The organism is Hydrogenophaga sp. PAMC20947, from assembly GCF_004795855.1.
Classification (GTDB): Bacteria; Pseudomonadota; Gammaproteobacteria; order Burkholderiales; family Burkholderiaceae_C; genus Hydrogenophaga.
In genome coordinates, this window is sequence record NZ_CP039252.1 from 3575537 (window position 1) to 3600142 (window position 24606).

General features: G+C 63.9%; 30 protein-coding genes. 14 read left to right on the forward strand and 16 right to left on the reverse strand.

Going from position 1 to position 24606, the window contains the following annotated elements:
• Positions 1–130: 130 nt before the first annotated feature.
• The 5 genes from E5678_RS16350 to E5678_RS16365 form a co-directional block, all read right to left on the reverse strand.
• Positions 131–1594: a hypothetical protein gene (locus tag E5678_RS16350; RefSeq protein WP_136179504.1), complete on the reverse strand. Its 1464-nt coding sequence runs from the start codon at positions 1592–1594 to the stop codon at positions 131–133.
• A 2-nt stretch (positions 1595–1596) separates the two neighbouring features.
• Positions 1597–2214 carry a hypothetical protein gene (locus E5678_RS16355; RefSeq protein WP_136179505.1) on the reverse strand — a complete coding sequence of 206 codons (618 nt, stop codon included), beginning with the start codon at positions 2212–2214 and terminating at the stop codon, positions 1597–1599.
• Between the two features lie 257 nt (positions 2215–2471).
• Entirely contained in the window at positions 2472–3230 is a 759-nt protein-coding gene (locus E5678_RS16360) for a TSUP family transporter (RefSeq protein WP_136179506.1), read from the reverse strand.
• A 312-nt stretch (positions 3231–3542) separates the two neighbouring features.
• Positions 3543–3695, reverse strand: coding sequence for a hypothetical protein (locus E5678_RS22350; protein ID WP_168708587.1), 153 nt, complete (start codon positions 3693–3695; stop codon positions 3543–3545).
• Positions 3696–3713: 18 nt separating this feature from the next.
• Positions 3714–4484: a class II aldolase/adducin family protein gene (locus tag E5678_RS16365; RefSeq protein ID WP_136179507.1), complete on the reverse strand. Its 771-nt coding sequence runs from the start codon at positions 4482–4484 to the stop codon at positions 3714–3716.
• Positions 4485–4593: 109 nt separating this feature from the next.
• Between E5678_RS16365 and E5678_RS16370 the strand changes: the two genes are divergently transcribed.
• From E5678_RS16370 to E5678_RS16380, 3 genes are all read left to right on the forward strand, one after another.
• A complete protein-coding gene (locus tag E5678_RS16370) occupies positions 4594–5319 on the forward strand; it encodes a Crp/Fnr family transcriptional regulator (RefSeq protein WP_136179508.1) in 726 nt (241 codons plus the stop codon).
• Positions 5320–5546: 227 nt separating this feature from the next.
• Positions 5547–6902: an ammonium transporter gene (locus tag E5678_RS16375; protein ID WP_136179509.1), complete on the forward strand. Its 1356-nt coding sequence runs from the start codon at positions 5547–5549 to the stop codon at positions 6900–6902.
• Between the two features lie 28 nt (positions 6903–6930).
• Positions 6931–7326, forward strand: a complete 396-nt coding sequence (locus E5678_RS16380) for a hypothetical protein (protein WP_136179510.1) — start codon at positions 6931–6933, stop codon at positions 7324–7326.
• Between the two features lie 20 nt (positions 7327–7346).
• On the opposite strand, the gene E5678_RS16385 is transcribed toward E5678_RS16380, so the two are convergent.
• Both E5678_RS16385 and E5678_RS16390 read right to left on the reverse strand, forming a co-directional pair.
• Positions 7347–9020, reverse strand: a complete 1674-nt coding sequence (locus E5678_RS16385) for a GMC family oxidoreductase N-terminal domain-containing protein (protein ID WP_136179511.1) — start codon at positions 9018–9020, stop codon at positions 7347–7349.
• Positions 9017–9340 (reverse strand): DUF2007 domain-containing protein, encoded by a 324-nt coding sequence (locus E5678_RS16390; RefSeq protein WP_136179512.1) that lies wholly within the window; start codon positions 9338–9340, stop codon positions 9017–9019. Before E5678_RS16390 ends, E5678_RS16385 begins: the two co-directional genes overlap by 4 nt.
• 186 nt (positions 9341–9526) lie before the next feature.
• Between E5678_RS16390 and E5678_RS16395 the strand changes: the two genes are divergently transcribed.
• On the forward strand, positions 9527–10114 hold the full coding sequence (locus tag E5678_RS16395) for a phospholipid scramblase-related protein (protein WP_136179513.1): 588 nt from the start codon (positions 9527–9529) through the stop codon (positions 10112–10114).
• A gap of 144 nt (positions 10115–10258) precedes the next feature.
• Here the strand turns inward: E5678_RS16395 and E5678_RS16400 are convergent, their stop codons facing one another.
• Complete coding sequence (locus tag E5678_RS16400) at positions 10259–11122, reverse strand: hypothetical protein (RefSeq protein WP_136179514.1); 864 nt, start codon at positions 11120–11122, stop codon at positions 10259–10261.
• 475 nt (positions 11123–11597) lie between these two features.
• Here E5678_RS16400 and E5678_RS16405 point away from each other — a divergent pair, with 475 nt between their 5' ends.
• The gene (locus E5678_RS16405; protein ID WP_136179515.1) at positions 11598–12122 is read left to right on the forward strand and encodes a low molecular weight protein-tyrosine-phosphatase; all 525 of its coding nucleotides are present in this window, start codon (positions 11598–11600) and stop codon (positions 12120–12122) included.
• Between the two features lie 215 nt (positions 12123–12337).
• Complete coding sequence (locus E5678_RS16410) at positions 12338–12838, forward strand: heme-binding protein (RefSeq protein WP_136179516.1); 501 nt, start codon at positions 12338–12340, stop codon at positions 12836–12838.
• 72 nt (positions 12839–12910) lie between these two features.
• On the opposite strand, the gene E5678_RS16415 is transcribed toward E5678_RS16410, so the two are convergent.
• Complete coding sequence (locus E5678_RS16415) at positions 12911–13855, reverse strand: DMT family transporter (RefSeq protein ID WP_136179517.1); 945 nt, start codon at positions 13853–13855, stop codon at positions 12911–12913.
• Positions 13856–13975: 120 nt separating this feature from the next.
• Between E5678_RS16415 and E5678_RS16420 the strand changes: the two genes are divergently transcribed.
• Positions 13976–14836, forward strand: a complete 861-nt coding sequence (locus E5678_RS16420; RefSeq protein WP_136179518.1) for a helix-turn-helix transcriptional regulator — start codon at positions 13976–13978, stop codon at positions 14834–14836.
• On the opposite strand, the gene E5678_RS16425 is transcribed toward E5678_RS16420, so the two are convergent.
• The gene (locus E5678_RS16425; RefSeq protein ID WP_136179519.1) at positions 14781–15713 is read right to left on the reverse strand and encodes a LysR family transcriptional regulator; all 933 of its coding nucleotides are present in this window, start codon (positions 15711–15713) and stop codon (positions 14781–14783) included. The genes E5678_RS16420 and E5678_RS16425 overlap by 56 nt on opposite strands.
• A 197-nt stretch (positions 15714–15910) precedes the next feature.
• Between E5678_RS16425 and E5678_RS22355 the strand changes: the two genes are divergently transcribed.
• The 4 genes from E5678_RS22355 to E5678_RS16440 all read left to right on the forward strand — a co-directional run bounded on the left by E5678_RS22355 (position 15911) and on the right by E5678_RS16440 (position 18385).
• Positions 15911–16063 carry a hypothetical protein gene (locus tag E5678_RS22355; protein ID WP_168708588.1) on the forward strand — a complete coding sequence of 51 codons (153 nt, stop codon included), beginning with the start codon at positions 15911–15913 and terminating at the stop codon, positions 16061–16063.
• Positions 16064–16261: 198 nt separating this feature from the next.
• Positions 16262–16942 (forward strand): cupin domain-containing protein, encoded by a 681-nt coding sequence (locus E5678_RS16430; RefSeq protein WP_136179520.1) that lies wholly within the window; start codon positions 16262–16264, stop codon positions 16940–16942.
• The gene (locus E5678_RS16435; RefSeq protein ID WP_136179521.1) at positions 16939–17523 is read left to right on the forward strand and encodes a TetR/AcrR family transcriptional regulator; all 585 of its coding nucleotides are present in this window, start codon (positions 16939–16941) and stop codon (positions 17521–17523) included. The genes E5678_RS16430 and E5678_RS16435 overlap by 4 nt, the downstream gene beginning before the upstream one ends.
• A gap of 85 nt (positions 17524–17608) precedes the next feature.
• Positions 17609–18385, forward strand: coding sequence for an SDR family oxidoreductase (locus tag E5678_RS16440; RefSeq protein ID WP_136179522.1), 777 nt, complete (start codon positions 17609–17611; stop codon positions 18383–18385).
• 43 nt (positions 18386–18428) lie between these two features.
• On the opposite strand, the gene E5678_RS16445 is transcribed toward E5678_RS16440, so the two are convergent.
• The gene (locus E5678_RS16445; protein ID WP_136179523.1) at positions 18429–19319 is read right to left on the reverse strand and encodes a LysR family transcriptional regulator; all 891 of its coding nucleotides are present in this window, start codon (positions 19317–19319) and stop codon (positions 18429–18431) included.
• 164 nt (positions 19320–19483) lie between these two features.
• On the reverse strand, positions 19484–20029 hold the full coding sequence (locus E5678_RS16450; protein ID WP_136179524.1) for a phasin family protein: 546 nt from the start codon (positions 20027–20029) through the stop codon (positions 19484–19486).
• Positions 20030–20411: 382 nt separating this feature from the next.
• Here E5678_RS16450 and E5678_RS16455 point away from each other — a divergent pair, with 382 nt between their 5' ends.
• From E5678_RS16455 to E5678_RS16465, 3 genes are all read left to right on the forward strand, one after another.
• Positions 20412–20789, forward strand: coding sequence for an HPF/RaiA family ribosome-associated protein (locus E5678_RS16455; RefSeq protein WP_210731932.1), 378 nt, complete (start codon positions 20412–20414; stop codon positions 20787–20789).
• Between the two features lie 67 nt (positions 20790–20856).
• Positions 20857–21564 carry a Bax inhibitor-1/YccA family protein gene (locus E5678_RS16460; protein ID WP_136179525.1) on the forward strand — a complete coding sequence of 236 codons (708 nt, stop codon included), beginning with the start codon at positions 20857–20859 and terminating at the stop codon, positions 21562–21564.
• 38 nt (positions 21565–21602) lie between these two features.
• Entirely contained in the window at positions 21603–22025 is a 423-nt protein-coding gene (locus tag E5678_RS16465; RefSeq protein ID WP_136179526.1) for a TerB family tellurite resistance protein, read from the forward strand.
• Between the two features lie 83 nt (positions 22026–22108).
• On the opposite strand, the gene E5678_RS16470 is transcribed toward E5678_RS16465, so the two are convergent.
• The 4 genes from E5678_RS16470 to E5678_RS16485 all read right to left on the reverse strand — a co-directional run bounded on the left by E5678_RS16470 (position 22109) and on the right by E5678_RS16485 (position 24578).
• A complete protein-coding gene (locus E5678_RS16470) occupies positions 22109–22876 on the reverse strand; it encodes a sulfite exporter TauE/SafE family protein (RefSeq protein WP_210731933.1) in 768 nt (255 codons plus the stop codon).
• Positions 22877–22968: 92 nt separating this feature from the next.
• Positions 22969–23271, reverse strand: a complete 303-nt coding sequence (locus tag E5678_RS16475) for a metal-sensing transcriptional repressor (protein WP_136179527.1) — start codon at positions 23269–23271, stop codon at positions 22969–22971.
• 13 nt (positions 23272–23284) lie between these two features.
• Positions 23285–24298, reverse strand: a complete 1014-nt coding sequence (locus E5678_RS16480) for an SLAC1 anion channel family protein (RefSeq protein WP_136179528.1) — start codon at positions 24296–24298, stop codon at positions 23285–23287.
• 55 nt (positions 24299–24353) lie between these two features.
• Complete coding sequence (locus E5678_RS16485) at positions 24354–24578, reverse strand: DUF2892 domain-containing protein (RefSeq protein WP_136179529.1); 225 nt, start codon at positions 24576–24578, stop codon at positions 24354–24356.
• Positions 24579–24606 lie beyond the last annotated feature (28 nt).

Here is a 24606-nt window from a genome sequence, read left to right on the forward strand (position 1 = left end):
CCACGGTCTGTTGATCTGGCCAGATGACATCTTCACCGCCGGCCCTGAGCCCATCGGGATACCTCGCAATACTCAGCTCGAGCGGGAGTTCAAACACCACGGGGCTGCCTCAACAGGGCCAGGCCTGCTTTCACATCGCGCGGATCAGCGGTTCATGCACAGACGCCGAAGCCTGCAGGTTGTGTTGCTGCGCGGGCTGGTCGAGCTGGACCAAGCGTGACAGGGAGTCTGCTGCCGGCGTGTTGGCCGCCTGCCGGGCGTCTAGGGTGCCGTCTTTCAGCGTGATGCCGTCGTGCTGGCCGTATCGGATCTGGCCTTCGCTGTTGACGCGCAGCAGGTTGATGCCGGTCATGCCTTGTTCTCGAGCACAGCGGGCCAGCGAACAAACGGTGTTGTCCAACCCCCGATCCCAGGGGAGGTTGTGGGTGGAGGCAAGCTGGCGGACCTGGCGCTCGCTGTCACCCAGCAGTGACTTCGACACGGGTGAGAGCTCAAGCGAAGCACGCGGTCCAATGGACGCAGCCGGGACGGCCCCAGCTTTGAGAGGGGCTTGGGTAGGCGCAACGTGTATGGGCCCCCCGTTGGAACCGGGCCCAGCGTGGCGGGCTTCCAGCTCTTGCTGCCAACGCTCGCCTGGCTGCAACGGACGCTTCAGGCCCTGAATGATTTCCTGAGCCAAGCCCGTAGTCCCATGCGCCACTGCACTGGCGCCGCGACTCACGGCAGTGATGGCGCCGCGCATGTCTTGCACATCGCCCCGGTATTCGCCAATGGCCACGGCATTGGCTCGCGCCAGCCGCGAGGCAGCCGGGTCTTCAAGCACGGAATGATCAGGTCGACCATTGGCATCCACGTTGGCGAAATGGTGCCCTTTGTGGCTGTCGCTCATGGCAAACGCCGCCCTTGTGGTGGTGGGCGGGGTGAAGCCCGTGGCCAGTTGCACAGGGCCGTAGCCGCGCAAGGCATCGCTCCAGTGGGTGGTGTTGTGGTAGCCATTGGCCCGCAGGGTCTGGATTTCCTGGGGTGTGGCGTAGACCTTGACTTGCCCGTAGTGGGCCCCGCCGGCGCTGACAAGATCGCCGGCCATGACGTGGTTGGTAACGTCGTTGCCTCCGGCGGGAATGCGCAGGTTGAGGCTGGCAGCGCCGTAGGCGTTGATGGTTTCGCCTTTCAAGCCGAAGTAGTGGGCTGAGACTTGGGCCAGCGTGCCGCCTAAAGAGTGACCGGTGACTGTCACGGGCGGTGTTTGATCGCCGACAGCCTGGTCTTGTGCCAACTGCATCGCCTTTCGGGTCAAACCAATCGCATCAGGCACCTGCAGATTGGAGCGGTTGAGCACCATGCCGCCATCGGCGAGCACGCCATCTTTAAGCGCCTCTCGGTCGAACTCTGTCCCCCGGTGGGCAACGATGATCTCTCGTGTGTCCACACGTTGGTAGATGGTCCCTTGGTAGCCAGTTTTGGGGTTGTCCTGGTGATACAGAACCTTGTATTGGTGCTCCCCAATGGTCTCCGTATCGTCACCACGGGTTGGCGATCGACTGCGATAGGAGTCGATAGCCAAGTCGGCATAGTCTTGGCTGGTCATCCTCATGGTTAAAGCCTTCTGGCCTTGAGAACGAACGAAAACAAATCGTTTTGCAACTCAGGAGGAAGCGTGCTTCGGTCCATCCATCCCAAAAGCGCAGACGACACTTTCGAATGCTCATTCGTTGTTTCAGGTGCCGGTTTGCCGTACCACGCCCTCGGATAAAACGTCGCGTGAGGTGCTTCGCTCTCGAGGCCCTTCAAGTCAATATGTCCTCCGAACGTGGCTTCGTCGGGCGCACCCGTGGGCGACCCTCCTGCCCCAACCCCGGTCAGGGTCCATTCGCACAAACCATTGCCGTAGTAGTCCTCGTCGAGCATGGCGTCCAGATAAACCGTCGCAACATAGCTGCCATCGGGCTGGTGGGTGAACGGCAGCTCCACCCTGTATTCAGGGACGCCACGCACACCGGCCCAGTCGTTGACGATGTAGGTGCACCCTTTGGCCTGATACCCAGCGCTCCAGTTGGCGATCTTGAACGGCCCCGGCGCACCTTCAATCGTGAGCACAACCTCGTACGCCTGCTGCGGCTTGGGGTTGAGCCTGTAAAGGTGCTCTTGCGCCGATTTGTCGTTCTTGCCCGGGCTGGAGGACGCGGTTGCGGCAGCGGGATCGGCAGGCTTCATGGTGTCGACAGCAGAAGTTGGTTGGCAAGCGCTGATCCAGAGAACACTGAGCAAGACCAGGGGGGGGGCGAATGGTGGGCGATTTTTGAGCAACACGGGCATCCGATGAGTACTTTTTCAGCAGCATAGCACCGGGGGATACAGCTGCCCACGGCTTGTTGCCGAAATGCGCAAACCCAGAAAACCGGGCCTTGGGCGGCTCATAGCGAAGACGCAGGCAGGCCAGCCTAGGGTTCCTTTGCTCACCTGAATGGGGTCTACCGCACCCAGGCGTCGTAACCCGTTTTCAGAATCAGCAGCGTCACCACCACGATGAACACCTGGCGCACGAAGCCGCTGCCGTGCTTGAGCGCGAGACGCGTGCCGAGCAGGCTGCCCACCACGTTGGCGATCGCCATCACCAGCACAAAGTGCCACCAGACGTGTCCTTTGTAGGCGAACAGCAGCAGAGCGGCCAGATTGGACGCGGTGTTGAGCAGCTTTGCGCTGGCGCTGGCATGCAGGAAGTCGTAGCCCAGCCACCGCACAAACAGAAAGACGAAGAAGCTGCCGGTGCCCGGGCCAAAGAAGCCGTCGTAAAACCCGATGGTCACGCCCAGCACACTGGCCGCCAGTGCCTCTTGGCGTCCCTGAAAACGGGGCGCGTGGTGCTGGCCCAGCTGCTTTTTCACCAGCGTGTAACCCAACACTGCCATCAGCACCAGCGGCAGCACGCGGCGCAAAAAATCGGGTGAGATGACGGTGACCATCCAGGCACCCAGCATGGAGCCGGCAAAACACACCACAACCGCTGGCATCAAGGCCGCCCAGGGCATTTGCACCCGGCGGGCAAACTGCAGCGTGGCCACCGCTGTGCCCCAGATCGCAGCGCCCTTGTTGACACCAAACAGGGTGGCCGGATGCGTGTTGGGAAATACCGCAAACATGGCCGGCACCAGGATCAGCCCACCGCCGCCGACGATGGCATCAACGAAGCCGGCGAAGCCGGAAGCAATGGTGACGAGCAGCAGGTCCATGGCGTGGATTGTCGCTGCGGCCGAGGGCACCACCCGGATGGGGTGTCGCGCAGGCTGCCTGATGGGGTCCGTGGCAACGGCGTCCTGACCATGCACCGGCAAAAAAAAACCAACCCTGAGGTTGGTTTTTGGATCTCATACGGCATTGCTGCCGTTGTGATCTGTTTGTTGTTGGACTGAGATGTCTCCTCGGGTCCCCCGCGGTCTTTGGCGAGCCAGCGCCTTGCGAGTGAGGACACTGTACGGCAGATCGCCCCCGACCAATATCGGGAGTTTCCCTGCCCCACCTACCGGCTCACCCCGCGAAAACCCTCAGTTTTTGGCCGGTAACGGGCTGACGGCGCTGCGCCCACTGCAGCGCAACAACAGCAGGCCAAGCGCAGCGGCGGTGAGGTACATACTCACCGGGTAGAAGGCGGCGGGCAACAGGAGCAACTGCGTGGGCCGGGGCTGGGTGAAGCTCACGAAGCTGCGGGTCCGCGATCAGACGTCGTAACCCGGCGAGCTGCGCTCCGCCTTGCGGATCAGCGAAGGCCAGACGAACGCCCCCCCCAGGCCACCGGTCTGCACGCGCATGGCCTCGGCCACGCCGCTGACGATTTTGGGGTTCACGCTCACCACTTCGCCGCCAGCCTGAGCGCCGATCTGAATCTGGCAGGTGGACTCAAAGGTGTACATGGCCAGGAAGGCGTCGGCGATGGTGGGGCCAGCGGTGAGCAGGCCGTGGTTGCGCAACATGAGGAAGTTGTTCTTGCCCATGTCGGCCTGCAGACGCGGTTTTTCGTCTTCACGGAAAGCCACGCCTTCGTAGCCGTGGTACCCCAGCGAAGCGAGCACAAACGTACTTTGCTGGCTGATCGGCAACACGCCGCACTTTTGCGCGCTCACGGCCACGCCCGCGCGGGTGTGGGTGTGCAACACGCAGCCGACATCGGGACGTGCTTCGTGCACAGCGCTGTGGATCACGAAGCCGGCCGGGTTCACCGGAAATGGGGTGTCGTGCAGCTTGTTGCACTGCATGTCGACCTTGACCAGGCTGGAGGCCGTGATTTCATCAAACATCAAGCCGTAGGGGTTGATCAGGAACTGGTGTTCGCCGCCGGTGACGCTGTCGGGCAGCTTGGCACTGATGTGGGTGAAGACCAGATCGCTCCAGCCATAGAGGGCCACCAACCGGTAGCAGGCGGCCAGATCGCAGCGCAACTGCCACTCTTCGGCGCTGACCTGGTCTTTGAGGGATGGGATATTTGTCATGCTTGTCTCCGCTTTATGGGGGTGTGAACTTTGCAATGTAGGATTGCCATCCAATTGAAACTGTCAAATTTTTGACATTTGGACCCGACTGAGTCTCGCCGGGCACACCATGCAGCCCACCGCCGACACGATCAAACGCCTGCAGGTCAACCCCTGGTTTGCAGACCTGCCACCCGGCGCGCAACGGGCGCTGGTGACGCAGGCCGAGCCGCTGCGCCTGCAGTCTGGGGAGATGCTCTTTCGCCAGGGCGACCCGGTGGGGACCGGGCGCGGTGGCTTTTTCGGGTTGCTGGCGGGGCAAATCAAGATTTCGAGCCTGCGAGACGACGGGCACGAGGCGATCCTGGCGGTCCTTGAGGTGGGTAACTGGTTTGGTGAAATTTCGCTGTTCGACCAGCGTCCGCGCACCCACGATGCCACCGCCCTGGGCCCGGTTGACGTGCTGGCACTGCCGGGTTCAGCCTTCAATGGGTTGATGCGACGCGAGGTTTTCGCGCGCGCCATGTGCCAGCTGATGGCGGGCCGGGTGCGATCGCTGTACGGCATGGTGGAAGACGCCACCCTGCGCTCGACCCGAGCGCGCGTGGCGCGGCGCCTGATGTTGCTGGCGCACGGGGATGCCACCCAGGCAGACGCAGCACGCCCGGTGGTGGCGGTGTCTCAGGATGCGCTGGCGATGATGCTGGGCATGACGCGGCAGACCCTGAACAAAGAGCTCAGGGCACTGGCCCGCCTGGGCGCCCTGGTGCCTCGCTATGGCCGCATCGAAATCACCTCCATCGCCCTGCTGGCCCAGCAGGGCGAAGTCACCCAAACAACAACACCTTCACCCTAGGGACCTGCACGTCGAATAGGGGACCGCAAGTCCACGGCCCGCCAGGGTTTGGCCCAAAACGGGCGCGCCGGTCATGCCGTTTTGGATCCGAACGTGCATGGCGGAGGTTGCGCAGAGGGCCCCTGGGAAACGGAACGAATGGGTGAACGACGACTCGGGCATCGCGGGCAATTTTCAGCTGGCACGGGATATGCAACAAAACGTGCATCGTTGATAAGGACCACCCCATGCACCAAAAACGGGATAACACCCCGAGCCGCATTGCGCCCACTGGGCTCGCCGCCCTGCTTTCACTGGCCGCGCCAGGGAGCGCTGGCGCCACAGCGCTGACCGCCCCTGGCCTGGTGGACGCCAGCACGATCAACAGCGCCGACACGGCCTGGCTGATGGTCTCCACCGCCCTGGTGCTGCTCATGAGCCTGCCGGGTATCGCCCTGTTTTACGGCGGCATGGTCCGCCGCTTCAACGTGATCAACACCATGGCGAGCGTGGTGGGCATCGCGGCCGTGGTGAGTGTGCTGTGGTTTGGGCTGGCATATTCGCTGGCGTTCACCCCAGGCACCCATGCGCTGGGCGCCTGGATCGGCGGCCTTGAGCGCGCGGGCTTTGCCGGTCTGGACTATCTGGGCAGCAGTGGCCAGGTGGCGGTGAGCCATATCGCGCCGCTGATCCCTGAATCGGTGTTTGCCATGTTTCAACTGACCTTCGCGATCATCACGTGTGCGCTGGTGGTGGGCGCCTTGGTGGAGCGCATGCGTTTTGGTGCGCTACTGGTCTTTGCCAGCCTGTGGCTGCTGCTGGTGTACGCGCCCATTGCCCACTGGGTCTGGGAGCCGGGGGGCTGGCTGGCCCAGCTTGGTGTGCTCGATTTTGCGGGGGGCTCGGTGGTGCACATCAATGCAGGCGCTGCGGCCCTGGTGTGTGCCTATGCACTGGGCCCCCGCGAAGGTTATGGCCGCGAACCCTTCATGCCCTTCAACCTGGGACTGACCATGGCGGGCACGGGCTTGCTGTGGGTGGGCTGGTTTGGCTTCAATGCGGGCTCGGCACTGGCCGCCGATGGCCGTGCGGGTCTGGCTCTGGCCGTGACACACCTGGCCGCTGCGGCCGGCGCGCTGTCCTGGATGGCCGCAGAGTGGATCAGCCGGCGCCGCGCGTCCTTGCTGGGTCTGTGCTCGGGGGTGGTCGCCGGACTCGTCGCCATCACCCCCGCGGCGGGCTTCGTGAGCTTGCGCTCGGCCCTGTTGATCGGGCTGGTGGCCGGAGCGGCCTGTTACTGGGGCGCCACCGCCCTCAAACGCCGGCTCGGCGCCGACGACTCGCTGGACGTGTTTGGTGTGCACGGCGTGGGCGGTGTGGTGGGGGCGCTGATGACCGGTTGGCTGGCCGACCCGTTGATTTCGGGGGTCTCGGGCAGCGTGCTCACGCAGGCCATCGGCTGCCTGGTGGTGCTGGCCTACAGCCTGGTCATGACGGCGGTGGTGTTGTGGATCACGTCGCGACTGACCCGCCTGCGGGTGCGCGTGAGCGAGGAGCGCACTGGACTGGATCTGGCCCTGCACAACGAGCAACTCAGCGGCTGAGGCCAGCAGCTGCCACAGGACCCGCCCCATGCCCAACCACAGCGAAGCCCTCGCCACTGCCGCCCACCTGCACGTGCTGCTGCGGCGCAAAACCGGCCGGGTCACCGACACCGAGTGGATGGCCAGCAACCCGGAGTACGCACTGGCCATGATCGAATTCACGCGCAGCAAAGCCCACGGCGAAGCGCTCGCCGAGCTGCGGCCTTGGGCGGACAAACTGGAAGCCTTGATTCCGACCATGGGCGCCCGTGACCGCAAACCCCTGCTGGCGGCTGCGGTCGAACACTTCAAGACATCGGCAAGGGATGTTCAGGGCTCTGATCGAAAAACCCTGGACCACCGGGTCAGCGGTTTTCGCGAATCCGGCTTGGGCAGGGGCACCACACCCACGGTCGACCAGCGCTACGTCGGTGGCATCCGCTGAGGTGCTGACCCAAGCGGCCTTCAATGACCGGCGACGATCCAGCGCGCGGCCTTCTCCGCGATCATCAGCGTGGGACTGTTGGTATTGCCGCTGGTGATGGTGGGCATGACCCCCGCATCCACCACACGCAGCCCCGCCACCCCGCGCACCCGCAGGTGGCTGTCGACCACGGCCAACGGGTCGTCGAGCCGTCCCATTCGGGTGGTGCCCACCGGGTGAAAAATGGTGCTGGCGATGTCGCCGGCCAGGCGCGCCAGCTCTTCGTCTGTCTGGAATTGCACTCCCGGCTTGAACTCCTCGGGCCGGTACTTCGCCAGGGCCGGCTGCGCCACGATGCGGCGGGTCACACGCAGGCTGTCGGCGGCTACCTGTCGGTCTTCCGGGGTGCTGAGGTAACAGGGCGCAATGGCAGGGGCCTCGTCCCAGCGCGGGCTTCGAATGCGCACATGGCCCCGGCTCGTGGGATTGAGGTTGCACACGCTGGCGGTGAACGCCGGAAAACTGTGCAGCGGATCGCCAAAGGCGTCCAAGCTGAGCGGCTGCACGTGGTATTCCAGGTTGGCGTACGGCTGATCGGGGCTGCTGCGCGTGAAGGCGCCTAGCTGGCTGGGCGCCATGCTCATGGGGCCGGTGCGCTTGAGCGCGTACTCGAGGCCGATCATGGCCTTGCCCCACAGGGAGCTGGCCAATGTGTTGAGCGTTTTGGTACCCTGCACCTTGAACACTGTGCGGATCTGCAAATGGTCTTGCAGGTTGTCGCCCACGCCGGGCAAGTCCAGCGCCACTTCAATGCCATGCTCGCGCAGCAACCCGGCCGGGCCGATGCCGGAGAGTTGCAGGATTTGCGGTGAGTTCACAGCGCCAGCGCTGAGCACCACTTCGCACTCGGCCTTCACGTTCACCGGCTGTCCGCCCCGCATCAACACTGCCCCGGTGCAGCGCAGCGCGCCAGCCGCATCGCGCGCCAGCGTGAGCCGCTGGACCTGGGTTTCGGTCCACACCGTCAGATTGGGTCGACTCGCCACAGGGCGCAAGAACGCCTTGGACGCGTTCCAGCGCCAGCCCGATTTCTGGTTGACTTCGAAGTAACCCACGCCCGCGTTGTCACCGGTGTTGAAGTCGCTGCTGGCGGGAATGCCCGCCTCCTGCGCGGCCAGGGCAAACGCGTCGAGCACGTCCCAGCGCAGGCGCTGCTTCTCAATGCGCCACTCACCGCCACTGCTCAGACTGGGGTGGCCATGGTGCAAAGCCAGCCCCGGGTTGCTCATGCCTTCGCCTTGGGTATCGAGGCGGTAGTGGTTCTCGTGGGCCTTGAAGTCTTTCAGGCTGCTGGCCCAGTTCCAGGCGCTGTCGCCCGTGAGCTCAGCCCACTGGTCGTAATCGCGCGCCTGGCCCCGCATGTAGATCATGCCGTTGATGCTGGAGCAGCCACCCAGCGCCTTGCCACGCGGATAACGCAAGCGGCGCCCGTTGAGGCCTGCATCGGGCTCGGTCTGGTAGAGCCAGTCGGTGCGCGGGTTGCCGATGCAATACAGATAGCCCACCGGAATGTGGATCCAGTGGTAGTCGTCTTTGCGGCCAGCCTCAACCAGCAGCACACGTTTGTCGGGGTCAGCGCTCAGGCGGTTGGCCAGCAGGCAACCGGCCGTACCGGCGCCGATAACGATGTAGTCGAAGGTGGTGTCGTCGCTCATGGTCTGTTGCTGGTGTCTGGATCGGTGGGGGCGTCGACCGAGGGCGGATCCTCGTCATCGGGCAACGCAAAGTCCCCGCGCTGGTAGGCGTCAACCAGTTTCTCAGCCTGGTCCATCAGCCGCTCAGGCACCATCACCCGCACAGGCACCGCGCCGGCCAGCAGGCTGTAAGTCTGCACCAGGTGCGCATCGGCCACCATGGCCGGCACACCGCCGGCCTGCAAACAGCCCCGCAGCAAAAAGGCCTCGGTGGGGCTGAAGAAGGTGACCAGGGTCTGCCAGTCACCGTCGGTGGGGTCGTAGGGGCTGTCGCCGTGCATGAAATGAGATCAGCGCCCAGGAAAGGCGCAACGGGTGGCTTGGCAGATAGGTGCGCACCTTCGGGAAAGCCTGGAAGGCCGGAAGGTGCGCCAGCGGCGTTTGGCCATTATTGCCTCAGCGTGCGCCTCGCACAATCGCCTGTGCAACGGTGGTCACAATGCACCACGTTCCTATTTCAACTCACCATGCACGCATCACTACAAAACAACCAGTTCTTTGTCAAAGAACACGTCGGTCTGTTCAAGGCGGCCAACAACTACGACATCCATGACCCGGCCTCGCAACTCAAGGTGCTGGAGTGCCGTGAACCCGATCTGGGTATTTTCACCAAAATTTTCCGATTCACCGACTACAAGCGCATGACGCCGTTTTCGGTCGAGATCCGAACCCCGGAGGGCCAGCTGGTTTTGACGGTCAAGCGCGGCCTGTCGCTGATTTTGTCCACCGTGGACGTGCTGGATGAAAACAACCGGGTGGTGGGGCACTTCAAGCAAAAACTGTTTTCCATCGGGGGCAAGTTCGACGTGCTCGATGCCCAGAAGCAGGTCGTTTGCACGCTGAGGGGTAAATGGACCAGCTGGGATTTCCGTTTTATGCGCGGTGAAGCCGAGCTGGCCAGCGTGACCAAAAAGTGGATGGGTGTGGGCAAAGAGCTGTTCACTTCTGCGGACAACTATGTGCTGTCCATCGCCCCTTCGGTGGCCCCGAACGACCCCACCCGCCTTTTGATACTGGCGGCGGTGATGTGCATCGACATGGTGCTCAAGGAGTGATCGCTTGGCAGGCGATGAAGCGGTACGTTCGCCAGCCCATTGAATTTCACACTGACATCCGCGCAATCTGCTCCGGGTGGAGGCTTAGAGAATGGGTTTCCTGTGGTGGCCAAGGCCGTTGACAACGCCGTCGACGCTGCGGACTCACCATGAATGGGGGAAATCGTAGTCGGGGTCCATCACGCGCCCGGCCATCGCCGGCAGCATGTGGGCGATGAACACCTCGCCAATCCATTTGCGCTCGGTCGCTGCGGCCGCTGATTGACCTTCGGTCAGAAGCGTGAGGCTGGCGAACTGCGGAATGCCGAGCTCAAAACTGAGTCCCGGTGGCACATGCGGCGGGCGGGTCTTGCTGCCGGGCACGGCTGTGGTCTCCAGGCGCCATGCGCTGTGGAACCGGTCGAAGCTGCCCACCGTGCCGCTGCGCCAGGCATCGGCCACATACACATGCCAGGCGACGCCGGGCTCTTCGAGCACAAAGCCCCAGTCAAATTCGTAAACACCGGCGGGCTCTCCCTCGGCAAAAAGCTCCAGCTGCAAGACCTCTTCAAGGGTCGAAAACTCCCCGAACAGGGGCCCCGCCCCAGTGGGCTCGGCGGCCACGAAACGGCGCACGTGCTCAGGACTCACGCTGAACAGCGGCGTGGGTTCGTTCCAGGCGGGTTTGGCCCGGTTGAGCAGGCGCGAGGTGGCGTCCACGCTCTTTTGCGCGTTGATGCACCAATCCATGAACTGCTGGCGGCCGGCTTCGTGGGAGAGCTGCAGCAGCGTGGTTTCGAATTCCGTATCGTCCTTCAGGTGCCCGTCTTCGCGCAGGCGCAAGACGATGTCGAGCATGGAGTTGCGGGTGACGTGCTCCAGGGTGTAGGCCAGATCGCCACCGGGGAAGTCCTGCATGGACCGCTGGATCCAGGCCATGGTTTCTTCGTGGCCGAGGCCTTCGGGCGCGCGGGGAATGTCGTGGAAAAGGGCTCTCAGCACCCGCACCGTATCCAAGTCGCTCGCCATGTCCAAAGATTCTCCTGTGGTGAAGCCCCGCCAATGGAGTGGGGCCAGGGTGAATCATGCATGGTTTTTGAAAGGGTTTCCAGTTGTGACAGGCGCAAAGGGCCGTGGTTGCACAGTCCGGGTGTGCACGATCTCACGAGCGAGGGCTCTAAAAGGAAAAAGCGGACGCGCGTGGGACACCCACTTTGAAGGAGCAGCAGCCAGCGATCAGAGCGATTTCGGAGTCTTGGCGATCAAAGACCACTGGGTGCTCACGCACCTTGTTGTGGGCATGAGCGTCTTTCAGCCAGGCGGTCTGGCCCTCTTCATTCAGAAGGGGTATCGCTTGCTGTCGGCGATGCATGAGGTAGCCGGGAACCGGCCGGCCTTTGAACAGCCCATTCATGCCGTATTCCACAGGCGACCCTGGCATGAATGGGCGCAGCCGTTGCAAGCGGTTGCACAATGGGGTACCCCGATGAAAGTTGCTGCCCCTATGAAGTCAACCGTCCCCGACACCACCGCCCCCTACCGCGTTTTGTTTGTCTGCATGGGCAACATCTGTCGAAGCCCCACGGCCCACGGTGTGTTTGAGACGATGGTGGTTCGCGCTGGTCTGGGCAAACGGGTGCAGGTGGACTCAGCGGGCACGCACAGCTACCACGCAGGCGCCACACCGGATGCGCGCAGCCAGGAACACGCGCTCAAACGCGGCTACGACCTGTCCGGCCAACGGGCGCGCCAGCTTCGCGCCAGCGACTTTGATGACTTTGATCTGGTGTTGGCCATGGACTGGGACAACCTGGCACTGGCGCAAGCCATGTGCCCGCCGCAACACGTGCGCAAGCTGCGCAGACTGGCCGAATTTTTCGAGCAGCACGACAGCGCCGTGGTGCCCGATCCCTACCTGGGGGGCACGCAGGGCTTCGAAGATGTGCTGGATCTGGTGGAGGACGGTTGCACTGGCTTGCTGCGTCATGTGCAACAGCAACTGCGGGCGCCTTGGGCGGATCCGGAGTGACTCCGGGCGGGCGGGTAGTTTCGTCAAGGCTGATCAGCCCTCTTCGGTTGGTGTGGTTGCGCCGCGCTCTTGTGGCCGGCGCAGTGGGTTGGTAGGCCTACAGTGAGCGTGCGCTTCCATTGATCTCAATCAGTGTTGCGCAAGGCGGATTGCGCAAAATGGAAATCATGGGTCCTGCAATACCGCGGGGCACAGCATTTTCAGGAGACTCTCTCATGCGCATGCGCCACTTCCTCATGGCTGCCGGACTGTCGATCGCCTTGCCCGCGATGGCCCAGACTGCATCCGGCACTTTTCAGATCAAGGTCCTGACGCCCGAAACCGCGCTGATGGCCGCGCAGGCCGCCATGGCCGCGTGCCGGGCGCAGGGATACCAAGTGGCGGTGGCGGTGGTGGACCGGTCCGGGCTGGCCCAGGTGTTCCTGCGGGACCGGTACGCCGGAGCGCACACCTTTGATGTGGCCATCAACAAAGCCTGGACGGCGGCGAGCTTTCGAACCCCCACGCTGGAGCTGGCGAACGAATCGCAGCCCGGCAAACCCATGAGCGGCATCCGCAGCACCCCGCGCATGCTGGCGGTCGGCGGGGGCTTGGTGATCGAAGGTGCCGGTTCGGTTTTCGGGGGCATTGGCGTGTCGGGCGCGCCAGGCGGCGAGGCCGATGAGGCCTGCGCCCGCGCAGGGCTCGATGCGATTGCCGACAGAATCGAATTCTGACGCTGGCGCGCTCTTCCGCTGACCGGGGCGGTTGCTTGTTTCAGGCGCGTGCCGGCAACGGGCGAGGCTGGTTCACACCACAGGACGTTGCTTGCCCGTCAAGCGGGCCACGGCCGGTGCGATCCAGCCATGGCCACTCACCAGCACGATACCCAGCAATACCGGGAACGAGCCCATCAGAAAACTGGGCTCGATGTGTTCGCCGAGCAACCAGGCCCCCAGCAAGATGCCAAAGAGGGGCGTGAGGAACGAGAACACCCCCAGACGCGAGGCCATGTACTGGCGCAGCAGCCAGAACCAGACGAGGAAGCTCAGAAACGACACGATCACGGTGTGGAACGCCAAGCTGGCCCAGACCGTGGGCGTCGGTTTGAGGTGGGCCTGCCCAGTGATCAGGGCGAGTCCCGTCAGGACGACAAAAGCCCCCAGCAACTGGTACATCAGCGTTTGGGAAGCGGGTGCGCGCGACAGGCTGCTGCTGCGAATCACCACCGTGGTCGCACCCCAGGCCGCGCCAGCCACCAGCCCCAGAAAGTCACCCCACAACACGTTGCTTGCGGCCGGAACAGCGCCCTGCTGGCGGCCGAAGAAGGCGATCGCCAGGCCCCCAAAAGCCAGCGAGATACCGACCCATTGCAGGGGCGCGAGGCGTTCGGAAGGCAGCTTCATGTGAAGGCCGAGCGCAGCAAAGATGGGCGCCGTGTAGAGAAACACCACCATGTGGGCGGCGCTGGTGTGGTTCAAGCCCTCGCCCACCAGAAAGTACTCCAACGCAAACAGGGCACCGGCCAAGGCGCCAGGGCCCGCCGTGCCATCGGAGAAGCACATGCGCTCGCCGCGCCAGCGCATGAAGCCAGCCAACAGCAGCGCCGCCATGCCCGAGCGCAAAGCGATCTGGAACATGGGCGCGATGTCGTTGACCGTGTGCTTCAACACGATCTGCTGCAGGGCCCAGATCAGGCACAGAATCAGCATCAGGCCGATGGCGGTGGAGTCAAGGGATTTGCGGGTGTCCATGGGGTGGTCTCAAGGTGTGACAGCGTTCTATGAGCCGATTGTGGGCTTGACCGGGGTGATGGATATAGTGTGATCCTGACATTCCATAGCCGCCAAGCGCCATTCACGACCAGGCCCGCCATGCCCATCCTTTCGCCCAAACTGAACATCCCGCTGTCCAGCCCCGACCTGCCGGCGGCGCTGTTGTTTCGCAGCGCCGTCGCCCCGGCCGATGGGGTCTACCCGCACCATCAGCACGCCTGGGGCGAGTTCGTCTATTCGTTCAGCGGCGTGATGGAGGTCAAGCTGGCCGACCACCACTACCTGGCGCCGCCCCAGTACGGCGTGTGGCTGCCGCCCCAGGTGGCACACGTGGGCCTGAACCGGCAGGAATCGCACCACTGTTCGTTTTATGTGTCACCCACCGTCAGCGGCGTCTTGCCCTCCATGCCTTGTGCGCTGGTGGTGAGCCCGCTGGTGAGGGCCTTGCTGGAGCATTTGCGCGATGTGCCTTGCGGGCCGGTGCCCACGACCGAAGAGGGCCGCTTGCTACAGGTGTTGCTGGACCAGCTGGCGGTCGCGCCTTGCAGCAACAGCTACCTGCCGCATTCCAGCGACGCGCTGCTGGGCCCGGTCTTGCTCGCGCTGGAAGCCGACCCCAGCGACAACCGCACGCTGGGCGAGCTCGCCGCTGCCGCACACACCACCGAACGCACGCTGGCGCGGCGCTGCCAGCGGGATCTCGGCATGAACCTGGCCGAATGGCGACAGCGCTTGCGCGTGGTGCGCGCCCTCCCTCTGCTGGAGCAAGGCCACAAGGTGGAAGCGATCGCGCTGGACCTGGGCTACGGCAGCGCCTCGGCCTTCATCGCGATGTTCCGGCGCTTGATGGGTGTGACGCCCGACGAGTTCCGAAAGGGCGCCAGCCTGCCCGGCAGCGCCGCCCTCAAGACGGCGCCTCCGCCAAGCGCTGGGCGAGCGCGTCGCCCACGAACTGCATGAAGGCTTTCACCCGCGCTGTGCCACGCAGATCGGGGTGGGTGACCATCCAGAGGGGTTGCTGCATTTCCGGGATGGGTTCCGACACGGCAATGAGGTCGGGGTGTTTTTCGGCCATGAAGGTGGGCAACACGCCCACGCCGATACCCGTGCGCAACATGGAAGCTTTGGCGTTGTAGATGTCGACCCGCACCTTCACATCGGACTGCGCCAGGAGCTGGCGCAACCAGGGGTCGTAGGCCCGCACCGACGTGTCGCGTTCGAAGGCCACCCAGGGCGCGTCGCGCACCAGATCGTTCAAAGGCGTGATGGATTGGGGCAACCCGGGGGCTCCACGCTGCGCATAAATGCGGCATTGGGTCATGCCCAGCTGCCGTCCGACCAGATGTTCGGCCACATGGTTGGACAGGCGCAGGGCCACATCGGCCTCGCGGCGCGCCACCCCTTGGTCAACACTTGAATGGCTGCTGTTGAGGTCGATCAGAAACGCGTTTTCCACCACCTCCACTTCGATGCCGGGATAGGCCTGCACAAAAGCGGCGAGTGGCTGGGGCAGCAGGTGGTCCATCACCACAAAGGCCGTGGTCAAGCGCAGCGGCCCAGCCAGCGCGCGGTCGCGCCCCAGGATCTGGCGCTCGATTTCCTCCACCCTCACGGCCATGTGGCGCCCTTGCTCCAGCAGGGCTTGACCGGCTTCGGTGGGTTCGTAGCCCGAGCGTTGCCGTTCGAACAGGCGCGCCCCCAGCTGGGCCTCCAGCGCATCGAGGCGGCGCAAAACCGTGGTGTGGTTCACGCCCAGCGCGCGGGCTGCGCCGGCCAGCGATCCGGCTTCACCGACAGCCATGGCGTGGCGCACATCGTCCCAGTTGAGGTTTGGCATAGGTGGATTGAAAGCCGTTGATCGGCCCTGTGGGTGTTTGAAGGGCGGTGGCGCGGGTCTTGATCCTGCATCTTCTTTGCATTTTTGCAGACTTTGAATGCACACATGCCTGTTGTGTGGAAAGTTGCAATCAATCAGACTGCAGTCCTCAGGGTTGTCCCTGATGTTTGCCTCCACCCCTTCAACTGGGAGTCACCATGACCTTCTTCCACATGCCTATCTTTCTGCAACGCACCCCGGATGCAGCCGTGAGCGGCGCCGCCCCCCGCATGGGCTGGCTGGATCGGCTGGCCCAATGGTCCGATCGGCAACCCGCCCGTCCACACCACATGAACAGCAACATCATCTGATGCACCGGGCTGGCGGCACGACCGCCAGCTGGCCATCGTTTAACAGGCCCATTCGGCCCACGGCGGCTTCTGGCGTTCGCGCAAGCCAAGCCGCCCCGCCCGATCAGGCTCCGTACATCCCAGCGCACGTTTCGGCCAAAAGCCATTGACAGGCATGGATTTTCCACTAGAATGTCTACCAACTAGTCGGTATACTTCATGCAACTCAACGCCAACCTTGCCCAACGTGCCGTGGTGCACCACCCTTCATTGACCTGGGTGGCCGCGCCCGCTTCGGGCATCCATCGCCGCTTGATCGAACGCGATGGCGAAGAGGTGGCCCGCGCCACATCGGTGGTGCGCTACAAAGCAGGCTCCCAGTTTCCCAGCCACAGCCATGATCTGGGGGAAGAAATCTTTGTGCTGGAAGGCACCCTGGCCGACGAGCACGGCAGCTATGGCCCCGGCACCTACCTCAAGAATCCACCGGGCACTTCGCATGCCCCGGGCAGCGCCGATGGCTGCATCCTTTTTGTGAAGCTGCGCCACCTCGCACCCCACGACCCCGAACACGTGGTGGTCGACACCACCCAGGCACCCTGGTACCCCGGCCTTGTGCCCGGCTTGACCGTGATGCCGCTGTCGTCCTTCGAGACCGACCACACAGCCTTGGTGCGCTGGGCGCCCGGCACCTGTTTCAACCCCCATCGCCACCATGGCGGCGAAGAGATCCTGGTGGTCGACGGTGTGTTTGAAGACGAACACGGGCGCTACCCTGCCGGCACCTGGCTGCGCAGTCCTCACCTCAGCCAGCACCAGCCGTTCAGTGTCGAGGGCTGCACCATCCTCGTGAAAACCGGGCACTTGCTGCGCCCGGCTGGGCCTGGGATGCACGCATGAAGCATTTCTCCGAACTGTCCGCCACCGCCGAACGGGTGGTCGATGCGGCCGAAGGTCTGGTGCAACACCGCGGGTACAACGGGTTCTCGTACGACGATGTGGCTGGTCTGGTGGGCATCAAGAAGCCCAGCATCCACCACCACTTCCCCACCAAAGCCGAGCTCGTGGCGGTGGTCACCCAGCGCTACACCCACCGCTTTCGCACCGCCCTGGTCGCTATCGAGGGCCAGCAGGCCCAGGCGCCCGAGCGCCTGGCCGCCTACGCCGCCCTGTTTGAAGACACCTTCGCCCAGAACCGCCGTCTGTGCCTGTGCGGCATGCTGGGGGCCGAGGCCGAATCGTTGCCCGATCTGGTCAACGCCGAGGTGCAGGCTTTTTTCCGCATCAACCTGGATTGGCTCACGGCGGTGCTGGCCGAAGGGCAGCGCCAAGGCACGGTGCGGGCCGCGCTGCCTGCGCCCCAGTTGGCCGAAGCCTACTTCTGTGCCCTGGAGGGCGCGATGGTGGTCGGCCGAGGGCTCTCGTCACCTCGAGGCCCCGGCATGGTCAGCCACATCTTTGTTTCGTCCGTGCTGACCTGAAGGCGCTCGCAAGAGCGCACGAACGCCAGCCATTTTTTTGCAACCACAACCTACCAATTAGTCGGTAGTTTTTGAGGATCTTTCCATGAACACAACCCCTTTTGCAGGCCGCACCGCGCTGATCCTCGGCGGCACCAGCGGCATCGGTCTCGCCACCGCACGCGAAGTTTTGCAAGGTGGCGGCAGCGCCATCATCGTCGGCCAACGTGCCGACAAGGCCGAAGCCGCCTGTGCAGCGCTGGCGTCGCTTGGGCCGGTGCAGGCCATCGCGGCCGATTTGGCCAGCGACGAAGGTCTTGCGCAGATGCGGCAATTGATCGACAGCCGCGCAGGTGAAATCGACCTTCTGGTCAATGCCGCTGGCGTGTTTTTCCCCAAGCCGTTTCTCGATCATGTGACCACGGATTTCGACCTGTACCACCAGTTCAACAAGACCGCCTTCTTTGTGTCGCAAGCCTTTGCCCAGCAACTGAAGGGCGCGCAAAAGCCGGGTGCCATCGTGCACATAGGGTCCATGTGGGCCAGCCAGGCCATCAAGGCCACCCCTTCTTCGGCCTACTCCATGGCCAAGGCGGGTTTGCATGCGCTGACCCAACACCAGGCCATGGAACTGGCCGAGCACCGGATCCGGGTCAATGCGGTTTCACCCGCCGTGGTGGCGACGCCGGTCTATGAGCGGTTCATCCCGGTTGCCGAAGTGCCCGCTGCGATGCAGGGCTTCAACAGCTTCCACCCCATCGGGCGGGTCGGAACGCCAGACGATGTGGCACAGACGGTGGCATTCCTGCTGTCGGCTCAGGCGGGCTGGGTCACCGGTGCGGTCTGGGATGTGGACGGCGGCGTGATGGCCGGACGCAACTGATCCCGAGCACCCGACAGGCGCGGAGCGTCAACGCCCTGCCCGGTCAGGTTTGCGCCGGCTGGGTCAGCAGGCGCTGCACCAGCGGGTGTTGCACCTTGCGCGCGGTACCGATGGCAAAGAAGTGTTCTTGAACGCCCTCGCAAGGTGCCAGCCACTGCATGCCATAGCCTTGCGAGAGCTTCTCCCGCATCAGATCAGAGGCCGGAAACACGCCCATACCGCTGGAGCCAAAAGTGGCCAGCAAGGCGCTGTCTTCAAACTCGCCCACGATGTGGGGCACCACCCCGTGTTGTTCGAACCACTGGTCCAGGCGCAGGCGCACCGAGGCATGGGCCGTGGGCAACAGGACCGGCACCTCGGCGAGGCTGCCCGGGAAACCGGCCAAGGCCTGCTCGTACATGGCCTTGGGCGCGTACCACCCGAGGTTGGATGCACCCAGGGCGTGGCTGTAGAGCTTGAGGTTGGGATTGGCCGGCGCCGGGCGATCCGACAGCACCACATCGAGCCGGTGCAACGCCAGATCCGCCAGCAGATCGTCGAATTCGCCTTCGTGGCACAACAAACGCAAGTGGGGTTCGGCCATCACGGGCGACAGCAACTCGCGCACCGCCAGTTTGGACAAGCCGTCAGATATGCCCACCGCCAGGCGCACGGTGGCATGGCTGGTCACATCGTGCACCACCGTGTGCAACTGCTCGCCGAGCTGGAAGATCTGCTCGGCCACCTGCAAGGCCGCGTGCCCCGCATCGGTCAAGGCCAGCCCACGGCCGGCGGGTTTGAACAGCGCAGCGCCCAGCGACTGCTCCAGCAGGCGCACCTGCGCGCTCACGGTCTGCACCGCCATGCCCAGGCGCGCGGCGGCGTGGGACATGCCGCCTTCCTTGGCGGTGACCCAGAAATAGTAAAGGTGCTTGTAGTTGAGGTCTTGGTTCATGCGGGCGCCTGACGGACTGGGAGTACCCCGATTCTCTGGCTTTCCTGCCCGCCATGGGCGAAAGCCCCAGCGAGAACGCTTCACAAAAGTGTGGCGCCAACGACAACGGCACCCGAAGGTGCCGTTGAGCGATTCAAAACAAGGCGTCAGACGACGCCGTTGCTTCAGGCGGCCTTGGCGGCTTTCTTGGCCACGTCCATGGCTTGCTGCGACGCGTTAGCGAAGCTGGACTGGGCCATTTCGTTGGCCTTTTTCATGGACGACTGGGCGGTCTCCATGGCTTTCTGGCTGGCGCTCACGGCGTTCTTGAATGCGGACACAGCGGCTTCGCTGCCGGCAGGTGCGTTCTTGGCCATGCCTTCGACGGCCACGCCGAGAGCCTTTTGGGCTTCTGCCAGCTTGGATTCCATGGCGCTGGTGAAACCAGCGTTGCTGTCGGTGGCAATGGTCTGCACGTGTTGCATGTAGGCAGCCGACTTGGCAGCCATAGGCTGGAAGTAAGCGGTCTGCAGGGCCACGACGTCTTTGACGTCCTTGGCACCCATCAGGGCTTGCATGTGGCTGAACGACTCGCCCAGAGCGGCTTTGGAAGCGGCCATGTTGAGTTCAACCAGCTTTTCCACGCCAGCGTAAGCTTGGGTGGTCAGGCCTTGAACAGCTTGCAGGTTGGCTTTTTGGGTAGCGGTGATGTTTTCGATAGGGTTGGTCATGATGATGTCCTTGAAGAGTTGATTAAAAGATCACTGCTCCGTAGGACCCGGCCCATCGAGGCTTTGAGTCATGTATGTTGCAGTGCAGCAAAACCGATTCTAGGGTAAACCCGAGATTTGGCAAGCCTTTTTTGTTGCACTGCAACATATTAGAGAAGTGATTCTAGGAATCCAAGGCCGCCCTCACCAGGCGCGCAGCCTGTCCAGCGGCACTTTCAGGTGCCCCTGTTGATCTTGGCGGACAACGACTCAAAGGCACCCCTTGGCGAGTTCCCACACACTCATCGTTAATTACAGATGATTGTTCACTGAATATCTGATTTTTTAATCGGATCAGCGCGCCTATCGTGAACCTTCCTTTCTGGTTCCACAGGAGATCACGATGCAGATTCGAGTCGAAACCCCCGATGCCCCAGCGCCCGCAGACTGGCGCGGCCTTGCCGAGCGGCGGGTGCGTTTTGTGATGCGCAGGCTGCGCAATGAGGTCATGCACGTGCACGTTCGCCTGGCCGACGTGAACGGACCGCGCGGTGGCGTCGACCAGCGATGCCAGCTCAGCCTGGCCACCCTGGCCCACGGCACCTTGGTGGTCAGCGCCACCCAGCGCGATCCCATCGCAGCCCTCAACGCCGCGTTGCGCCGGGCCGCAAGTGCGCTGGTGCGCCAATGGCAACGCCAGCGCCGCCCAGCCCGCCCGGCCACGCGGCGCAACGCGCTCGACTGGACCGTTGAAACAACGCTTCCTACACCCGCAGGCTGACGCCCCGCATCGCCCTGCACACCGGTCCGTGAATACCGGCCCCACCTTTTCTGAAAAGACACCCACCATGAACCCCTCTGACAAGACCCGCACCCTGCCCTCGAGCCGCGCCCCCTGGGGCACCGGCGGGCAGCGCTCGCTGAGCACCGACAACCCTGCCGCAGCCAAGGTGCTGCGCAACACCTACGCCCTGCTGTCGCTCACGCTGCTCTTCAGCGCCGGCGTCGCGGCCACTGGCGTGGCCTTTGGCTGGACCTCGCCCGGGCTGGTGGTGACGCTGGTGGGTTACTTCGGCCTGCTGTTTGCCGTTCACAAGCTGCAAAACAGCGGCTGGGCGATTCCCGCGGTGTTCGCGCTCACTGGCTTCATGGGTTACACCCTGGGCCCGATGTTGACGGCCACATTGGCCTTGCCCGGTGGTGCGCAAACCATCGTCACCGCGCTGGGGGCCACCGGCGCCACCTTCCTTGCGCTGTCGGCCTATGTGCTGACCACCCGCAAGGACTTCAGTTTCATGGGCGGTTTTTTGTTTGCCGGCATGGTGGTCGCCTTGATGCTGGGTCTGGGTGCGATCTTCTTCGAGATGCCGGCGCTGGGTCTGGCCGTCTCCGGCCTGGTGGCGCTGCTGTCGGTGGGCTTGATCCTGTTCGAGACCAGCCGCATCGTCAACGGCGGCGAAACCAACTACGTGCTGGCCACGGTCGGCCTCTTTGTCTCGGTGTTCAACCTGTTTGTCAGCCTGCTCAACCTGATGGGCATTGGCAGCAACGACTGACCACCCAACGCCCTCTCATTCCATCAGGAGCACACACCATGCGCGCATACCCCATCGACAGCCCCCAGGCCGCCACACGGCTGCTGGCCATGGCCCTGGTGGCCGACGGCCACTACGCCCCCAGCGAACTCAAGGCACTGGACCGCCTCGGGGCATCCGAACGGCTGGGCCTTTCACCCCTGGGCATGAAGTCGGTGATCGACACCTATTGCCAGGAATTGATGCAGATACAACATGGCGACGGACAAGGCCTGGCCAGCATGCCAGCCGAACTGCGCAACCGCCTGCTGGGCGAAGTGCGCAACCCCCGACTGCGCGATGAAGTGAGGCAACTGTGCGAGGCCATCGTGCTGGCAGACGGTCATCTCGCCGACAGCGAGGTCGCGGTGCTCGATGCCATGGCCGACGCCTGGCGCCACCAGCCCACGCAGGCGTGGCGCGCGGTCGCAGCCCGCATGTAGGGCGCGGCGCACGCCCCCAAACCGCAAAACGCGCCCTGGGGAACCCAGCCCGTGAAGACCCTGATCTGGGTCGTGACCGGGCCTCAATCCAGCCGGGCGAAGAACACGGCGGTCATGACCAGGCCGATGACGATGACCCCCAGCCGCACCCACTGCGCCGGTAGCCGTTTTGACCACCGCGCGCCCAGGAAGCCACCAGCGGTCGCCGCCACCATCATGACCATCCCCTCACGCCAGGCAATGGCACCGGCAATCACAAACGCCGCCACCGACAACCAGGACAACACCAGCGAATTGAGGTTCTTGAGCGCATTGACCACGTTGAGGCGGGTTTCGCCCGCCACGCTGTACAGCGCCATGAGCAAGATGCCCAGACCGCCATTGAAGTAGCCGCCGTAAATGGCCACCGCCAGCAAGGCCACATCGCGCCAGCTGGGCCCGCCGGTGTCTGTGGCCTGGGCGTGGCTTCGGGCCCAGCGTGCGATCGACGGTCCCGCAGCGAACAGCACAGTCGCAAACAGCAAAAGCCAAGGCACGATGCCCGAAAACAGGTGGGCCGGCGTGACCAGCAACAACAGCGCACCCGCCACGCCACCCGCCGCACAAATGCCCATCTCCCGCCACAAGCGCCGCTCAGGCAGGGCCTGCAACTCGGCTTTGAAACCCAGGGTGCTGCCCAGATAGCCCGGGCTCACGGCCAGGGCACTGGTGGCGTTGGCCACAATGGGTGGCACCCCGGTGAAAATCAGCGCCGGAAAGGTCAAAAAGCTGCCACCCCCCGCAATCGCATTGAGCACGCCGGCGCCAAAGGCGGCGATGGCCAGCAAGCCGATGTGCAACAGTGAATCCATGGTTTGCCCAGCAGTACGCCGCACAGCGCGGCCGCTTGATTATGGGCAGGGCTGCCCCCGGCCATTCTCTTCAAGCAGGTCAACACTGTTTATCAGCGCGACCGCCCCAACCGGTGTTGCAGCCGGTCCAGCACTTCGCCCACAGCGCCGGTGGGGGCATTGCCTTGGGACAATTCTTGCTCGGCCACCGAGAGGTTGAGGCGCACATAGGTGCTGTCCAGCGCGTGCCGGGTGGCCAACAGTTGTTGAGCGATCTTGGTGCAGTCGGCTCCATCAGCCAGCAGTCTCTGCAGGCCACGCACCTGGCCTTCTGCACGCCGCAAACGGTGCACCAGCTCAGCCTTGCGCTTGGTGCTCAGCGGATCTGCGGGCGTGGGGCAGGCAGGCTCGCCCATCGATGGCGTCCGGTCAAGCCGCTACCGGCTGGATGCTGGCAATGGGTTCAGGGGCCAGCAAGGTGCCATCGCGCAAGCCACGCACCGTGGCGAAGCCCAGCCACAGGATGACCATGGAGGCCACGGCGAGCAGCAACACACCCACGGTCTGCAACGCGCCACCACCCTGCAACTCACCCAGGCGCAGCGTCAGCGCGGCCAGGGAGGCCATCGGGAACGACAGACCCCAGAACGCAACACCGAATGGCTGGCTGGCAATGCGCCGCACCAGCGGAGTCAGCCACATCAGCGTGAACACGGCAATGCCCCACATGCCCAGAGGAAGCGCCGCAGGGGCCTCAAACTGGGTCAGCACCACCCCGATCACGGCAGGCGGCGCCAAGGTGATGAACCAGGCGGGCAAGATGCGATCGGGCAAAGGGCTGTGCGCAATGCGCCGCACCAGCACCAGCCCCATCACAATGGGCCAGAAAAAGACACCAATCCCCATTTGGGCTGCGGACCACACGTCGTGTCCCAGCGGAAGACCCGCCAGCGGAGCGACCACGTTCCCCACCACGGGAATCAGCAGCACCGGCGTGACCGCCGGCCACAAGCCGGTGTTGCCCGGCGTCGTACCGATGACGGGCGACAGCCACCGGCCCAGCACCCACACCGTCGCCCACACCTGGGTCAAGGCGCCAACCCACCACAAGGCATGGAGCAGCGGATGCGCTCCCAACAACGCAACGCCGACAGCGGCCAGCAGCAAGGTGGACACCGGCAAGGCCGCCACAAATGCATGGCGCACCGGGTGCTTGAGGTCGTCAGCCAGCGCCGCCGGGTAACGCGAGGCCCGCACGAAAGAGGCCACCAGCAGCAACACAAATACCAGCGCCGCCAGAGCCCCGACGACCAGCGCGATGCCATCGGCCATCTCCCCCAGCACGCCACTGGCCCGGTGCCAGGCCAGCGACAGGCCACTGAGGCCCATCACCATCGAAAACCAGCCGGGCATGAGAAATTTGAGGGGGGAGCTTGGGGTCATGGACGTCCTGGAATCGCGAAGCAGAAAGCGCTCAGCGTATCAAAGGTCAAACCGCTCAGCGGCTGCAAGTTCCATTGCCCTCAGGCACGCCCAGCTTCTTGAGCAGCTTGCCGGGCAGGCAGAAGCCCGTGAAGCCCGACTGAAACAGGTTGAGGCCCACAAAGGCGGTGAAAGCGAGGAACCAGGGGCTCACAAAAATCGGGCTGCCTTCGAAGCCCAGCGCGAGCGACAGCATGACAAAAAAGCCAGCAAGGACGCGGATGTAACGGTCAACAGTCATGTCAATCTCCAAAGTTTAAAAGCGTGCA

What these genes read in the sequence shown, in the direction of transcription:
- E5678_RS16385 (WP_136179511.1), bottom strand. Translation starts at nt 9,020, where the DNA reads ATGAGCGACGACACCACCTTCGACTACATCGTTATCGGCGCCGGTACG.
- E5678_RS16350 (WP_136179504.1), bottom strand. Translation starts at nt 1,594, where the DNA reads ATGAGGATGACCAGCCAAGACTATGCCGACTTGGCTATCGACTCCTAT.
- E5678_RS16395 (WP_136179513.1), top strand. Translation starts at nt 9,527, where the DNA reads ATGCACGCATCACTACAAAACAACCAGTTCTTTGTCAAAGAACACGTC.
- E5678_RS16365 (WP_136179507.1), bottom strand. Translation starts at nt 4,484, where the DNA reads ATGACAAATATCCCATCCCTCAAAGACCAGGTCAGCGCCGAAGAGTGG.
- E5678_RS16480 (WP_136179528.1), bottom strand. Translation starts at nt 24,298, where the DNA reads ATGACCCCAAGCTCCCCCCTCAAATTTCTCATGCCCGGCTGGTTTTCG.
- E5678_RS16400 (WP_136179514.1), bottom strand. Translation starts at nt 11,122, where the DNA reads ATGGCGAGCGACTTGGATACGGTGCGGGTGCTGAGAGCCCTTTTCCAC.
- E5678_RS16430 (WP_136179520.1), top strand. Translation starts at nt 16,262, where the DNA reads ATGCAACTCAACGCCAACCTTGCCCAACGTGCCGTGGTGCACCACCCT.
- E5678_RS16435 (WP_136179521.1), top strand. Translation starts at nt 16,939, where the DNA reads ATGAAGCATTTCTCCGAACTGTCCGCCACCGCCGAACGGGTGGTCGAT.
- E5678_RS16445 (WP_136179523.1), bottom strand. Translation starts at nt 19,319, where the DNA reads ATGAACCAAGACCTCAACTACAAGCACCTTTACTATTTCTGGGTCACC.
- E5678_RS16455 (WP_210731932.1), top strand. Translation starts at nt 20,412, where the DNA reads ATGCAGATTCGAGTCGAAACCCCCGATGCCCCAGCGCCCGCAGACTGG.
- E5678_RS16485 (WP_136179529.1), bottom strand. Translation starts at nt 24,578, where the DNA reads ATGACTGTTGACCGTTACATCCGCGTCCTTGCTGGCTTTTTTGTCATG.
- E5678_RS16465 (WP_136179526.1), top strand. Translation starts at nt 21,603, where the DNA reads ATGCGCGCATACCCCATCGACAGCCCCCAGGCCGCCACACGGCTGCTG.
- E5678_RS16440 (WP_136179522.1), top strand. Translation starts at nt 17,609, where the DNA reads ATGAACACAACCCCTTTTGCAGGCCGCACCGCGCTGATCCTCGGCGGC.
- E5678_RS16450 (WP_136179524.1), bottom strand. Translation starts at nt 20,029, where the DNA reads ATGACCAACCCTATCGAAAACATCACCGCTACCCAAAAAGCCAACCTG.
- E5678_RS16460 (WP_136179525.1), top strand. Translation starts at nt 20,857, where the DNA reads ATGAACCCCTCTGACAAGACCCGCACCCTGCCCTCGAGCCGCGCCCCC.
- E5678_RS16390 (WP_136179512.1), bottom strand. Translation starts at nt 9,340, where the DNA reads ATGCACGGCGACAGCCCCTACGACCCCACCGACGGTGACTGGCAGACC.
- E5678_RS16475 (WP_136179527.1), bottom strand. Translation starts at nt 23,271, where the DNA reads ATGGGCGAGCCTGCCTGCCCCACGCCCGCAGATCCGCTGAGCACCAAG.
- E5678_RS16370 (WP_136179508.1), top strand. Translation starts at nt 4,594, where the DNA reads ATGCAGCCCACCGCCGACACGATCAAACGCCTGCAGGTCAACCCCTGG.
- E5678_RS16425 (WP_136179519.1), bottom strand. Translation starts at nt 15,713, where the DNA reads ATGCCAAACCTCAACTGGGACGATGTGCGCCACGCCATGGCTGTCGGT.
- E5678_RS16355 (WP_136179505.1), bottom strand. Translation starts at nt 2,214, where the DNA reads ATGAAGCCTGCCGATCCCGCTGCCGCAACCGCGTCCTCCAGCCCGGGC.
- E5678_RS16470 (WP_210731933.1), bottom strand. Translation starts at nt 22,876, where the DNA reads ATGGATTCACTGTTGCACATCGGCTTGCTGGCCATCGCCGCCTTTGGC.
- E5678_RS16380 (WP_136179510.1), top strand. Translation starts at nt 6,931, where the DNA reads ATGCCCAACCACAGCGAAGCCCTCGCCACTGCCGCCCACCTGCACGTG.
- E5678_RS16360 (WP_136179506.1), bottom strand. Translation starts at nt 3,230, where the DNA reads ATGGACCTGCTGCTCGTCACCATTGCTTCCGGCTTCGCCGGCTTCGTT.
- E5678_RS16410 (WP_136179516.1), top strand. Translation starts at nt 12,338, where the DNA reads ATGCGCATGCGCCACTTCCTCATGGCTGCCGGACTGTCGATCGCCTTG.
- E5678_RS16415 (WP_136179517.1), bottom strand. Translation starts at nt 13,855, where the DNA reads ATGGACACCCGCAAATCCCTTGACTCCACCGCCATCGGCCTGATGCTG.
- E5678_RS16375 (WP_136179509.1), top strand. Translation starts at nt 5,547, where the DNA reads ATGCACCAAAAACGGGATAACACCCCGAGCCGCATTGCGCCCACTGGG.
- E5678_RS16420 (WP_136179518.1), top strand. Translation starts at nt 13,976, where the DNA reads ATGCCCATCCTTTCGCCCAAACTGAACATCCCGCTGTCCAGCCCCGAC.
- E5678_RS16405 (WP_136179515.1), top strand. Translation starts at nt 11,598, where the DNA reads ATGAAGTCAACCGTCCCCGACACCACCGCCCCCTACCGCGTTTTGTTT.
- E5678_RS22355 (WP_168708588.1), top strand. Translation starts at nt 15,911, where the DNA reads ATGACCTTCTTCCACATGCCTATCTTTCTGCAACGCACCCCGGATGCA.